The sequence below is a fragment of the Affinundibacterium seohonense genome (assembly GCF_014284305.1).
Classification (GTDB): Bacteria; Pseudomonadota; Gammaproteobacteria; order Burkholderiales; family Burkholderiaceae_D; genus Undibacterium; species Undibacterium seohonense.
This window is the reverse complement of record NZ_JACOFW010000013.1, coordinates 109,120-121,092: the sequence shown is the minus strand read 5'-3', so window position 1 is coordinate 121,092 and position 11,973 is coordinate 109,120. Positions and strand designations below refer to the sequence as shown.

The following is an 11,973-nucleotide window of genomic DNA, read 5'->3' as shown; positions in this document are numbered from 1 at the left end:
GGTCCGAAGATCCCCCACTTTCAACCTTAGTTCGTATGCGGTATTAGCGTAACTTTCGCTACGTTATCCCCCACTCTAGGGTATGTTCCGATATATTACTCACCCGTTCGCCACTCGCCACCAGACCAAAGTCCGTGCTGCCGTTCGACTTGCATGTGTAAGGCATGCCGCCAGCGTTCAATCTGAGCCAGGATCAAACTCTTCAGTTTAATCTCTGTTACTTGTTTCCATTTCTGGAATTCGTTCTTTCGAACGAGTCGCTCACTCAAAATACTGACAGTTGCGATAATGATTGCTCACTATCGCGTCTTATCTTTACTTCTTGTGAACATTTGATATTTTTTAAGTTTCCCAACTACCGAAGTAGCTAGTCGCTTCATTATCAAGTGCCCACATTTATTGACTGTTAATTGTTAAAGATCTTATTCTTTTCTACTTAAACTCACCCAAAGGTTTTTGTTTTTGCTACGAAGCGTTGTGTTCGTCAGCAGCAGAGAAACGAGATTATGCAGCACTTCTTTATTTCCGTCAACCCCCTGTTTTTTTATTTCATTTAAATCGCTTTACTTATTCGACTTAAACATCAGGAACTTCACGACCAGCTACTTGCATTTCTCTTATTTCATCCCCGCATTTCTGCGGGAGGCGAACTATAGCAAAACAAAAGCCATTCCGCAAGACTATATTTTTTAGGGCAATCAAACAGTAACAGTTAAAATACGTCTTTGCACTATTGAGCATTCATATTATGTTACGCCTTACAGATATACAGCTTCCCTTGGATCACAAGGAAGAGGATTTAACAGACGCGATATTAAAGCGTTTACAGATACAAGCAGACGAGTTGTTAGACTTCTTGGTTTTTAAGCGCAGTTACGATGCGCGAAAGAAGTCTGCAATTATCCTTATCTACACTGTCGATGTATCAGTAAAAGATGAAGATGCTCTTTTACACAAAACAAAGAGTATCCAAGGCCAGGCGAAAGTCGGCAAAACGCCTGACACCACTTACAAGTTTGTCGCTCATGCTAAACAAACGAGTTTTCCTCGCCCTGTCGTCATAGGTTTTGGCCCTTGCGGTCTATTCGCTGCACTTATACTTGCGCAAATGGGTTACAAGCCAATCGTACTTGAGCGTGGCAAGGCTGTACGTGAACGCACCAAAGATACTTGGGGCTTATGGCGTAAGCGCGAATTACAACCAGAATCAAATGTACAATTTGGCGAAGGTGGTGCGGGCACATTCTCGGACGGCAAGCTCTACAGTCAGATCAAAGATCCTAAACACTATGGCCGCAAAGTCTTAACGGAGTTTGTAAAATCCGGCGCGCCAGAAGAGATCATGTACGTAAGTAAGCCGCATATTGGTACATTCCGCCTGGTAAAGATGATCGAGGAAATGCGCAATAACATCATCGAATTAGGCGGGGAAATTCGATTCCAACAAAAAGTCACTGATTTCGATATCAAGGATGGACAGATCTGTGGTGTGACGATCAATGATCACGAGAAGATCGAAACGGATCATGTCGTTCTTGCGGTCGGGCATAGTGCACGGGACACATTTCAACTCGCCTACGATCGCGGCATTTATGTCGAGGCAAAACCATTTTCAGTTGGTTTTCGTATAGAACATCCACAATCCATCATCGACAAGGCCCGATTTGGGCCGAATGCGGGAAATAAGATACTAGGTGCGGCTGACTACAAATTAGTTCATCATGCGAAGAACGATCGTTCGGTCTATAGTTTCTGCATGTGCCCTGGCGGTACAGTTGTTGCAGCAACGTCGGAACCCGGTCGTGTCGTCACCAATGGCATGAGCCAGTATTCGCGAAACGAACGTAATGCCAACAGTGCCATCGTCGTTGGTATATCACCTGAAGTGGATTATCCCGGACATCCGCTGGCTGGTATTGATTTTCAGCGAGCGCTAGAAAGTAAGGCCTTTGAAGTTGGCGGAGGCACATACAATGCACCAGGTCAGTTGATAGGCGACTTCCTTTCAAACCGCGCCTCCACCGAACTTGGCAGCGTTGTCCCTTCATATAAGCCAGGAATCACTCTGTGTAATTTGGCGGAAGTATTGCCAGCATTCGCCATTGAGGCGATTCGTGAAGCAATACCTGAATTCGAAAAACAGATCAAAGGCTTTTCTCTGCAAGATGCCATTTTGACCGGGGTTGAAACGAGAACATCATCACCGATTCGTATCAAACGACGAGATGATGACTTGCAAAGTCTAAATACTGAGGGACTATACCCAGCTGGCGAGGGGGCTGGATATGCAGGAGGAATTTTATCCGCAGCAATCGACGGCATTAAGGTAGCAGAAGCGGTTGCTATAAGCATCAACAAAAAATACTAAGAAAATATCCTAATAAAAAAAAGCCGATTTGAAATTTTTCAAATCGGCTTTTTTATTGTCATCTTCGAGGCACAGCGCCAACTCAGCGAACCAACTCTTCTAGTCCAGCAGCTAACTCTGATATTGGCGGCATTTCGCTTAGCACATAGTCAGTAGATATACCTAACTTCACCAATACGTCTGTAGGAATAGTCGCTTCCATTTCTTCCTTCGTATATTTATTTTCTTCTGCCCTTGCCATCCAAACAGCGATGTGGATGACACCAGCCAGAGGTTCAAATTTTTCAACAGCTAGCGGCTGAGGAAAACCTTTTATGACACTGGAAAAATTGTCAGGAAAGCGCCAGCGCCTTGCCAATTCTGCACCCACGTCCGAGAAGTCATATCCAAACGATGTTCTCTCAACATCCAGACGTCGCGCATCGAGCAATCCAGCTATCTTATCTATCTGCAGCGTTTGTTCAGGCATCGCTGCGTGCATTACAAGTTGCCCAATTGCGTGCATCAAGCCCACTGTGAATGCAAAATCAGAATTGCCACCAATTTTTTTTGCCAAGCATTTTGCAATAACCGCCGTATGCATGCTGTATCGCCAGAATTGCTTCAAGTCGACACCCGGCATCGCTTTAAAGCCACCGGTCAGTCCACTACTAATCACCAGTGTTCGGACTGTCATAAAGCCCAACATCAAGACGGCATCGTCGACCGTTCCTATACTTCGTGATGAGTGGTAATACGATGAATTTGCGAGGCGCAATAGTTTCGCGCTTAACACCTGATCAGCTGCCAATTTACGCGCAATCTCATCAATCGACACATTGTCATCGTTAAAACTATCAATAACTTCCTGAACGACCTTGGGGATCGTTGGTAAAGCATTTTGCTGCTGGAATAGTGCGTCGAAATTCATAAACATCTCCTAATTATTGCAGCATCAAAATCAACTTGAAGCCTGCGCCATTCAGTGCAATCACACCCTGATCAGCTATTTTACGTAAATAGAATTTCATAGATCACGTAAATAGCACATAAAACGACTTTGCGATTATGCATCAATTTACGTAAAGAAATAATACTCCGATAAGTGACATAAGAGAATAATTTCTGTAGACATTCGCTGGCAAAAAAACGACAAGCTATTCTTCCTTGACACCATCGATGTTTAGCTCTTGAATTTTTCGACTAATGGTATTTCTACCTATCCCCAAACGAATAGCGGCTTCATTCTTGCGCCCATGGGTATGCTTTAGTGCCGCTTTAATAACCACGCTTTCAAAATCACGACTTAATCTAGGCATGATTTCTTGCTCGCCCTGACGCAATAAGCGTTCAGCTTCTTTTTCAAGCGCCGCGAACCATAGTTGGTTTGGCATCTGTCCGGCGAATTCTGGCGCAATCTCAACGCTGGCAATATCTAGCGCTATTGGCTTAAGCGCTTGCGGTACGAGTTCACTTGGGAGATCTGCAATTTCAACGACCTGACCAGGGGCCATTACAGTTATCCAGTTACATAGATTTTCTAATTGACGCACGTTACCCGGAAAATCTAAGCCAGAGATGTAATACAAAGCCGCCTCAGACAAACGTTTTGCATCAACCCCCAATTGTTTAGCACTTTGCACTAAGAAATGCTTTGCTAATAGCGGCACATCTTCACGCCTCTCACGCAAACTAGGGACACGTAAGCGAATCACATTCAGACGATGAAACAAGTCCTCACGAAACACCCCTTCCTTGACGCGCTCCTCCAGATGTTGGTGAGTCGCGGCGATTAAACGCACATTCGCTTTAAGTGGATGATGCCCGCCAACGCGATAAAAGTGGCCATCCGATAACACTCGCAATAACCTTGTCTGCAAATCGAATGGCATGTCGCCAATTTCATCGAGAAATAATGTTCCTCCCTCGGCCTGTTCGAATCGACCTCGACGGGCAGCTTGTGCACCTGTAAAAGCGCCACGCTCATGACCGAACAATTCCGACTCCAACAAATCTTTAGGAATAGCGGCAGTATTGAGCGCGATAAAGGGCTGATTAAAGCGAGGGCTATGTTTGTGCAATGCGCGTGCGACCAATTCCTTACCACTACCAGACTCGCCAGTAATTAATACCGTCACACTCGACTGCGACAAACGTCCGATCGCTCGAAACACTTCCTGCATGGCAGCAGCATGACCGAGAATCTCCGTTTCGACATCAACGACCTGCTCCACTGTCGCTTCACGCGCATTTTCTTCTAAAGCTCGTCGGATCAACTCCACTGCCTTTGATAAATCAAAAGGTTTGGCAAGATATTCGAATGCTCCCCCCTTAAATGCCGCAACAGCAGAATCCAAATCAGAAAAGGCCGTCATGATAATCACTGGGAGGCTGGGGAGTTGCTGCTTAATTGTTTGCAACAAATCCAATCCTGATGCGCCATTCATACGAATATCGGACACAAGTACCTGGGGGTGCTCTTGATCTAAGGCCGACAAAACATCGTCTGGATTCGTAAAACTACGTGTCACGAATCCTTCACGAGCTAAGGCTTTTTCTAAAACCCAGCGTATTGAGTCGTCGTCATCTACAATCCAAATGGTCTTCATCATTGATTTCACATCTCATTCAATAAATTTTGCAGAGTCACGCACTAATTCAGCGCATGCCATTGTGCAATCGGTGAGCGATTTTGGCTCAAGGTAATGGAATCAAAATTCGAAAGTCAGTACAGCCAGGGCGACTTTCGCAATCAATGATACCGGCATGCTGTGTAATAAATGCCTGTGCCAGCGTCAATCCCAAACCACTTCCACCATCACGCCCAGATACCAGCGGGTAAAAAATCCGATCACGAATAGTCGGTGAAATACCGGGACCGTTATCAATGATATGCAAATCTAATGCCAGCCTGTAGCGAATTTTAGCGAGCGTCACTTGACGCACCACGCGCGTCTTGAAAATAATTTCCGCATCACCGTCGGCCATACGTAATTTGAGTGCTTGTGCCGCGTTATGGGCAATATTAAGAACCACTTGAATGAGCTGTTGCTGGTCACCACGAAACTCAGGAATCGACAAATCGTAATCGCGCTTGATCGTTAAGCCTTTGGGGAATTCGGCCACAATCAGACTACGCACCCGCTCACAAACTTCATGAATATTCACATCCGCGATCAGCTGTGGCAAACGGTTAGGTGCGAGCAAGCGATCGACCAATACTTGCAAGCGGTCTGCTTCCTTAATAATCACTTGCGTGTATTCACGCAATTCTTTCGCATCGCGCTCCGGCAATTCCAGCTCCAATAACTGCGCTGCGCCACGAATGCCACCTAAGGGATTCTTAATTTCATGGGCCAAATTGCGGATCAGCTCTTTATTCTCTTTATTCTGATCTTGCATGCGTTCTTCGCGATCAAGCTTGAGTTGCTGAACGTTAGCACGCAGCTCAATTAACACTGGAGTATCTACATGATCTAGCGCAGTCACAATACTATGCACATGCAAAGGCTCATGTCCATTTCTCTCCAGAATAAGATCTTGGCGACGATCGGCAAATTGATGCTCCACTGCCTGCTGAAATCCCATCAACAGTTCATCGCCATTTAAAAACAAGTCTTTTAACTGTAATTTGAACAGCGATTTAAATGGCCGCTCAAGCAAATTTTCTGCCGCTGGATTCGCGTACACAATGCCTCCCTGCCGGTCCATGACCAATACAGCCGATGCCAGTAACTCTAGTCCCGAGAATTTATTCATCACAATCGCACGAAAAGTAGAACAATAAAAACCAAGTACAAACATTAAAAAAGGCCGCATCAGCGACCTTTTTTAATACTGCCCTCAACTTGCGAGCATTATTTCAGGTTGCTAATTTCACGTTTCAACGCTTCGATATTTTTCTCAGTGCGCGCCAAATCGTTTTTTAAATTATTCACCCGCTCTACATATTTAGTTGGCTGACGCTCGTCCGCACGACGCTCAACTTCACCACCGTTATATTCTTTTTTAATCGCTTCTAATTTTTGCTCTTCAACTTTAAGTTCATCGAGCAAAATTTGCTTGCGATCTGAATCGCGTGCTTTTTGCGTACTTCCATCGACTTTGGGGAAATTGCTTGGACTAGCAGTCGGTTTATTAGTCGAAGGACTTGCCGCTTTTTTAGCAGAAGCCGGCGCGGGTATTGTATTTACGTGCGGCAGATCGACCAACTTACATCCTTTGGTAATACCTGTATTTTTGTACTCTTTCTTGCCATTCGCATCAACACACAAATACACATCGGACTGTGCAAGCACAGGCACACTGATCACACACGCCAGACCTAATAATGCACCAAAACCAATCAGATATTGCTTCATAGTGAGTAATGTAGAGTAGTCAATAAGAGCTTAGTGTATGCCAAGCAATGATTTTGCACAATTACCCATCTTATGTCGAATAAAAAAGCGGGGCTAACCCCGCTTTTTTATTGCTACTTACAGAGAGTAGTACATGTCGAACTCAACTGGATGCGTAGTCATACGCATACGCTGAACTTCTTGCATTTTCAACTCGATGTAAGCATCGATCATGCTGTCGCTGAACACACCGCCGCGTGTCAAGAATTCGCGATCTTTGTCCAAAGCTTCCAAAGCTTGTTCCAAAGAATGGCAAACTGTTGGGATCAATGCATCTTCTTCTGGTGGCAAATGGTACAAATCTTTGGATGCCGCTTCGCCTGGATGAATCTTGTTTTGAACGCCGTCCAAACCAGCCATCATCAATGCAGAGAAGCACAAATACGGATTCGCCAATGGATCTGGGAAACGTGCTTCAACACGGCGACCTTTTGGATTCGCAACGTATGGAATACGGATAGAAGCAGAACGATTCTTTGCAGAGTAAGCCAATTTCACTGGTGCCTCGTAGCCTGGAACCAAACGCTTGTAAGAGTTAGTCCCTGGATTCGTGATCGCATTCAGTGCTTTCGCATGCTTGATGATACCGCCGATGTAGAACAAGGCAAATTCAGACAAGCCAGCATAGCCGTCGCCTGCGAACAGATTTTTGCCATCTTTCCAGATAGATTGATGTACGTGCATACCAGAACCGTTGTCACCAACGATAGGCTTAGGCATGAAAGTCGCTGTCTTGCCATAAGTATGCGCAACGTTCCATACAACGTATTTCAAATTTTGCGTCCAGTCAGCACGCTCTACCAAAGTTGAGAATTTAGTACCGATTTCATTTTGACCAGCGCCAGCCACTTCGTGGTGATGCACTTCAACTGGAATACCTAAAGATTCCAAGATCAAACACATTTCAGAACGCATATCTTGGAAGCTGTCGACTGGAGGCACTGGGAAATAACCACCTTTGACTGTTGGACGGTGACCTGTGTTACCGCCTTCGAGTTTTTCGCCTGTTGTCCATGAAGCCTCATCAGAATCGATCTTCACGAAGCAACCAGACATATCAATTTTCCAGCGTACGCTATCAAAAATGAAAAATTCTGGTTCTGGACCGAAGTAAGCTGTGTCACCGATACCAGAGGATTTCAAATACGCTTCAGCGCGTTTTGCGATAGAACGTGGATCACGATCATAACCTTTACCATCCGCTGGCTCGATCACGTCACATTGCATGAACAATGTGGTTTCTTCCATAAATGGGTCGATATTTGCTGTGTTTGGATCTGGCATCAACAACATGTCGGATGCTTCAATACCTTTCCAGCCAGCGATAGAAGAACCGTCAAATGCATGACCAGATTCGAACTTATCGATATCGAAGTGAGAAATAGGCACTGTTACGTGCTGCTCTTTACCTCGTGTATCGGCAAAACGGAAATCAACGAATTTAACTTCGTTGTCTTTCGCCATCTTCAACACTTCTGCTGGGGTCATTGCCATTTGAAACTCCTTAATCGTTCAAAATAATCGTTCAAAATAAGTGTAGGAACTACTGCATCGATACCAATTGCTGCATTCAATCTCCATTTTCTCCCCGCTTTGTGACCCAGGCATTTCAAAAAACGCACCATCACAATGCATAAAGGATTGAAGAACACGACGAGGATATTAGCAGAAAGCGTGCCATGTTCAAGTTTAAATCGATACACATTTGCGGAGAATTAAGTCTTTGTTTTTTATGGGAAAATCCAAAACCGCAACTTTTCAATCCAAAAATTAGCAATCGAATAACGCACTAAAATAATGCGAAATTTCTAGAATGCGCCATTTTAGTGCAAATAACATGCGTTAAATCAGTGCGAGTGAGCTTTTACAAAAAGTGAAAATTGCACCGAAATGTCGCTGTTTATCATGACATTTTTTTACGGTCTATTTATCTGTGTCATCAAAAAAACTGATTTCTGAAAACAAAGTCGTCATTAATAGTAAATTAATAGCAAATGATCATGTCATTCATCCTAAGCAAGTCTTACAATTCTCACCATCTCATTCGCAAGCCAAACACCAAAAGAACACTACCGGGATTTAGCCTTTGCGGTCAAACTGACAATCAATCGCCTTTTATCCAAAACATCAATCTCTCATGATTCCAATTATCCCCATCTCCGAGAATCGCCAGCGCAAACGCCAACAAACTAAAGGACGACAAGTTGATCCATCCGCTTTGGAAGCTGTGCGCAAATTACTCGGCGATGCGTCCCGCCAGAAAGATCTGCTGATTGAACATCTGCACAAGATTAATGACCATTTTGGATATTTACCAGTTGCCCATCTGGTCGCACTCACCCATGAAAGGCGTTTAGCGCAAACGGATGTGTTTGAAGTCGCGAGTTTCTATCACCACTTTAATATCGCCTTTGAATCCGATACAGCACGCACAGATTTGCGGCTGCGCGTGTGCTACTCATGGTAAAAATCACTAGCAGGATTTGGCTCGAATAACGTCGATCACTGCGCCCGTCGCTACCATGCCTCTTTCGTTGCTGTTTTGTTAGAAGGAATAGGTTCTGGCGCTGTGTCTAATCCCGTCATGGACGTCGCCAAGCAATCCAAGCACCCGGCGAGGCTAAACAAGATTTCTGGATCATTCAGCGAATGGAACAAGGATTTGATCTGGGCTGAAATTACCAGCACGTTTCCGAAGTTTTTGAAGAAATGCGTCACGTGATGCCTAACATTGAAGGCATCAGCTTGCAACGATTAGAGCATGAAGGTGCGCTTACTTACCCGTGCCCGCATGAAGAAGATATGGACGAAGTCATCGTCTTCACCGAGCACTTTCCAACCAGCGACGACATAGCCAAATTTGTTCCTGCAGACTTAATCCCTGCAGCGGAAAAACCTGACGACGAGTATCCGATGGTCTTGATTACGGGTCGCCAACTCGAACTCTGGCACGCCGGCAGCGTGACCCGCGGAGCTAGTGTCTTAGACGCTATGGAGCCAGATCCTGTCGCCATGATTCATCCCGACGATTTACAAACTCCCGGGGTGCAAGCCGGGGATCTGATCACCATACAATCACGTCGCGGCGAAGTATGTTTGTATGCTCGTGCCGACAGAGCTTCTCCACGTGGCGCTGTTTTTGTGGCATTTTGCTTTTACGAAGCGGCGATCAACCGACTCACCAATGCCGCGCTCGATCCCTTTGGTAAAATACCAGAATTTAAATATTGCGCGGTCAAACTGCGCGCTGGTGGCGTAGCACCAATACAAACCAGTTTCGGTGGTGGTCAGGCGCTCGCTAAGCAAAACCTCAATCCATTTATCACGCTAAGGAAACACTATGAATGAGCTGATCACTAAAGCGCAGACCCACGCGCAAGAGCAACAACTTCCGTATGCTGGAGCACTCACACCGGAAGAAACTTTTCGCTTATTAACTGAAAATCCCAAGGTCATTTTGGTCGACGTGCGTACCAACGCCGAACGCGACTGGGTTGGCCGTGTCACCATCCCTGAAGAGCAACATAAAGCCGTGCAATGGAGTCTTTATCCAGGCGGCACGCCAAATCCAGACTTTATGTCGCAATTAGAAACGGCCGTACCAGATAAGCAAACCACGATCGTATTCCTGTGTCGCTCTGGCGTACGCTCACGCCATGCAGCCAAACTCGCCACAGAAAACGGTTACCAAGCTTGCTTTGATATTTTGCAGGGATTCGAAGGCGACAAGGACCATCACGGTCATCGCAAAACTGTTGGGGGATGGTGTTCTGCTGATTTGCCTTGGCTTGGGGCTTGAGTTGTGAATTTTCATTAGTCGGCGGTCATATCTTGTATTTTTTGATTGATATTCTCTTTCTAAGCGAATATCAATCAAACGCAATAGCTAGGCATGAGCAATTGGTTGTCGGGTAGCAGAAAGGCCCTTGCACCGGATATTTTTTCATTTAGAGATCCTTGACTCGATCACTATCGCAATTCGTACAGCCATTGCTGTCATTCGGCACAACATAGAACAGATCCTCCATCTAATTGCCTGAACTATTGTTCTGAATCGATGAAACTCTGCACTCGGAAGTGTCTTGTGAAACTGGATTGCAATCGAACGTAAAATAGCACGGAATTTGCCGACATCTAAATAGATCAAATCCCAACTACAGACAGCACAAAAATGCTCACAATACGCTCAGCAACACCTACCGACTTCGAAAAAATATGGCCCATCTTTCACGAGATCGTCAGCGCCGGTGAGACTTACACTTATCCACGCGACACCAGCAAGGAGGAAGGATTCCACTTATGGATGTCATTACCCAAACAGACTTTTGTCGCTGAAGAAGACGGTGAAATTCTGGGCACTTACTTTATCAAGACCAACCAAAGCGGCGGCGGTGATCATGTCTGTAATTGCGGGTATATGGTGTCATCAAAAGCAAGGGGACGTGGCTTGGCAAGTTTGATGTGCGCGCATTCACAAAACATCGCCAAAGAGTTGGGCTATCTGGCGATGCAGTTTAATTTTGTGGTATCGACGAATGAAGGCGCGGTACATTTGTGGACGCAATTGGGTTTCGACACTGTTGGCCGATTACCTAAGGCATTTCACCATCCTGTACATGGTCTTGTGGATGCCTTAGTCATGTTTAAGTGGCTTGACAATTAAAGTTACAGCCACGTTCTTTAAATCAAATCAATTTATCAACAAACACCTTGCGTGCTTTTGCGACTTTTGGTGCCACCACAAAAGAGCAATAGCCTTGCTCAGGATGTTGGCGGAAATAATTTTGGTGGTATGCCTCAGCCAAATAGAACTGTGGCGCCATGCTTAATTCTGTGACGATGGGATCATCCCAAACACTCGCCATTTTTGCCATCACTTCACGCGCAACTTGTTCTTGAAGTTCGTCGTGAAAATAAATGACCGAACGATATTGCGTCCCCTTATCCGCACCTTGACGATTCAAGGTAGTTGGATCATGAATGGTGAAAAATATCTCTAGAATTTCGGCGTAACTAATCTGTCCAGGATCAAAGCGCAGGCGCACTACCTCCGCGTGCCCGGTCGTACCAGTACAAATTTGCTCATAGGTCGGATTGTGAATCCGACCGCCACAATAGCCTGACTCGACGCTGCTGATCCCGCGAATCTGTTGGAAAACTGCCTCGGTACACCAAAAACATCCACCACCCAAGGTGGCAACTTGCTCAATTTGCGTTGTCATTATT

Annotated in this window: 10 protein-coding genes, 1 rRNA gene and 1 pseudogene; 5 read left to right on the top strand and 7 right to left on the bottom strand. The window is 45.4% G+C overall.

The window, feature by feature from the left end; genetic code table 11:
- Nucleotides 1-209: ribosomal RNA gene (locus H8K52_RS12630) — 16S ribosomal RNA — on the bottom strand; the annotation flags it as partial.
- Between the two features lie 539 nt (nucleotides 210-748).
- Here H8K52_RS12630 and H8K52_RS12625 point away from each other — a divergent pair.
- Nucleotides 749-2,368 (top strand): NAD(P)/FAD-dependent oxidoreductase, encoded by a 1,620-nt coding sequence (locus H8K52_RS12625; RefSeq protein WP_186923263.1) that lies wholly within the window; start codon nucleotides 749-751, stop codon nucleotides 2,366-2,368.
- Between the two features lie 82 nt (nucleotides 2,369-2,450).
- On the opposite strand, the gene H8K52_RS12620 is transcribed toward H8K52_RS12625, so the two are convergent.
- The 5 genes from H8K52_RS12620 to glnA all read right to left on the bottom strand — a co-directional run bounded on the left by H8K52_RS12620 (nucleotide 2,451) and on the right by glnA (nucleotide 8,241).
- The gene (locus H8K52_RS12620) at nucleotides 2,451-3,278 is read right to left on the bottom strand and encodes an HDOD domain-containing protein (protein WP_186923262.1); all 828 of its coding nucleotides are present in this window, start codon (nucleotides 3,276-3,278) and stop codon (nucleotides 2,451-2,453) included.
- A 226-nt stretch (nucleotides 3,279-3,504) separates the two neighbouring features.
- Nucleotides 3,505-4,956, bottom strand: a complete 1,452-nt coding sequence (gene ntrC / locus H8K52_RS12615) for a nitrogen regulation protein NR(I) (RefSeq protein WP_186923269.1) — start codon at nucleotides 4,954-4,956, stop codon at nucleotides 3,505-3,507.
- Nucleotides 4,957-5,044: 88 nt separating this feature from the next.
- Nucleotides 5,045-6,106, bottom strand: a complete 1,062-nt coding sequence (gene glnL / locus H8K52_RS12610; RefSeq protein WP_186923261.1) for a nitrogen regulation protein NR(II) — start codon at nucleotides 6,104-6,106, stop codon at nucleotides 5,045-5,047.
- Nucleotides 6,107-6,204: 98 nt separating this feature from the next.
- Nucleotides 6,205-6,708 (bottom strand): DUF4124 domain-containing protein, encoded by a 504-nt coding sequence (locus H8K52_RS12605; RefSeq protein WP_186923260.1) that lies wholly within the window; start codon nucleotides 6,706-6,708, stop codon nucleotides 6,205-6,207.
- A 117-nt stretch (nucleotides 6,709-6,825) separates the two neighbouring features.
- Nucleotides 6,826-8,241, bottom strand: coding sequence for a type I glutamate--ammonia ligase (glnA, locus tag H8K52_RS12600; protein ID WP_186923259.1), 1,416 nt, complete (start codon nucleotides 8,239-8,241; stop codon nucleotides 6,826-6,828).
- A 643-nt stretch (nucleotides 8,242-8,884) separates the two neighbouring features.
- Here glnA and H8K52_RS12595 point away from each other — a divergent pair.
- The 4 genes and pseudogenes from H8K52_RS12595 (at nucleotide 8,885) to H8K52_RS12580 (ending at nucleotide 11,410) form a co-directional block, all read left to right on the top strand.
- On the top strand, nucleotides 8,885-9,214 hold the full coding sequence (locus H8K52_RS12595) for an NAD(P)H-dependent oxidoreductase subunit E (RefSeq protein ID WP_186923258.1): 330 nt from the start codon (nucleotides 8,885-8,887) through the stop codon (nucleotides 9,212-9,214).
- Between the two features lie 125 nt (nucleotides 9,215-9,339).
- Nucleotides 9,340-10,095 (top strand): annotated as a pseudogene (locus H8K52_RS12590) (molybdopterin oxidoreductase family protein); the annotation flags it as partial.
- Entirely contained in the window at nucleotides 10,088-10,546 is a 459-nt protein-coding gene (locus tag H8K52_RS12585; RefSeq protein ID WP_186923257.1) for a rhodanese-like domain-containing protein, read from the top strand. The pseudogene H8K52_RS12590 and the gene H8K52_RS12585, both read left to right, overlap by 8 nt.
- 372 nt (nucleotides 10,547-10,918) lie before the next feature.
- Nucleotides 10,919-11,410 (top strand): GNAT family N-acetyltransferase, encoded by a 492-nt coding sequence (locus H8K52_RS12580; RefSeq protein ID WP_186923256.1) that lies wholly within the window; start codon nucleotides 10,919-10,921, stop codon nucleotides 11,408-11,410.
- Between the two features lie 22 nt (nucleotides 11,411-11,432).
- On the opposite strand, the gene msrA is transcribed toward H8K52_RS12580, so the two are convergent.
- Entirely contained in the window at nucleotides 11,433-11,969 is a 537-nt protein-coding gene (gene msrA / locus H8K52_RS12575; protein ID WP_186923255.1) for a peptide-methionine (S)-S-oxide reductase MsrA, read from the bottom strand.
- Nucleotides 11,970-11,973 lie beyond the last annotated feature (4 nt).

Excerpts from the sequence above, each read along its gene's own strand:
- H8K52_RS12595 (WP_186923258.1), top strand. The coding sequence starts at position 8,885 with ATGATTCCAATTATCCCCATCTCCGAGAATCGCCAGCGCAAACGCCAA.
- H8K52_RS12605 (WP_186923260.1), bottom strand. The coding sequence starts at position 6,708 with ATGAAGCAATATCTGATTGGTTTTGGTGCATTATTAGGTCTGGCGTGT.
- H8K52_RS12585 (WP_186923257.1), top strand. The coding sequence starts at position 10,088 with ATGAATGAGCTGATCACTAAAGCGCAGACCCACGCGCAAGAGCAACAA.
- H8K52_RS12580 (WP_186923256.1), top strand. The coding sequence starts at position 10,919 with ATGCTCACAATACGCTCAGCAACACCTACCGACTTCGAAAAAATATGG.
- glnA (WP_186923259.1), bottom strand. The coding sequence starts at position 8,241 with ATGGCAATGACCCCAGCAGAAGTGTTGAAGATGGCGAAAGACAACGAA.
- ntrC (WP_186923269.1), bottom strand. The coding sequence starts at position 4,956 with ATGAAGACCATTTGGATTGTAGATGACGACGACTCAATACGCTGGGTT.
- msrA (WP_186923255.1), bottom strand. The coding sequence starts at position 11,969 with ATGACAACGCAAATTGAGCAAGTTGCCACCTTGGGTGGTGGATGTTTT.
- glnL (WP_186923261.1), bottom strand. The coding sequence starts at position 6,106 with ATGAATAAATTCTCGGGACTAGAGTTACTGGCATCGGCTGTATTGGTC.
- H8K52_RS12625 (WP_186923263.1), top strand. The coding sequence starts at position 749 with ATGTTACGCCTTACAGATATACAGCTTCCCTTGGATCACAAGGAAGAG.
- H8K52_RS12620 (WP_186923262.1), bottom strand. The coding sequence starts at position 3,278 with ATGAATTTCGACGCACTATTCCAGCAGCAAAATGCTTTACCAACGATC.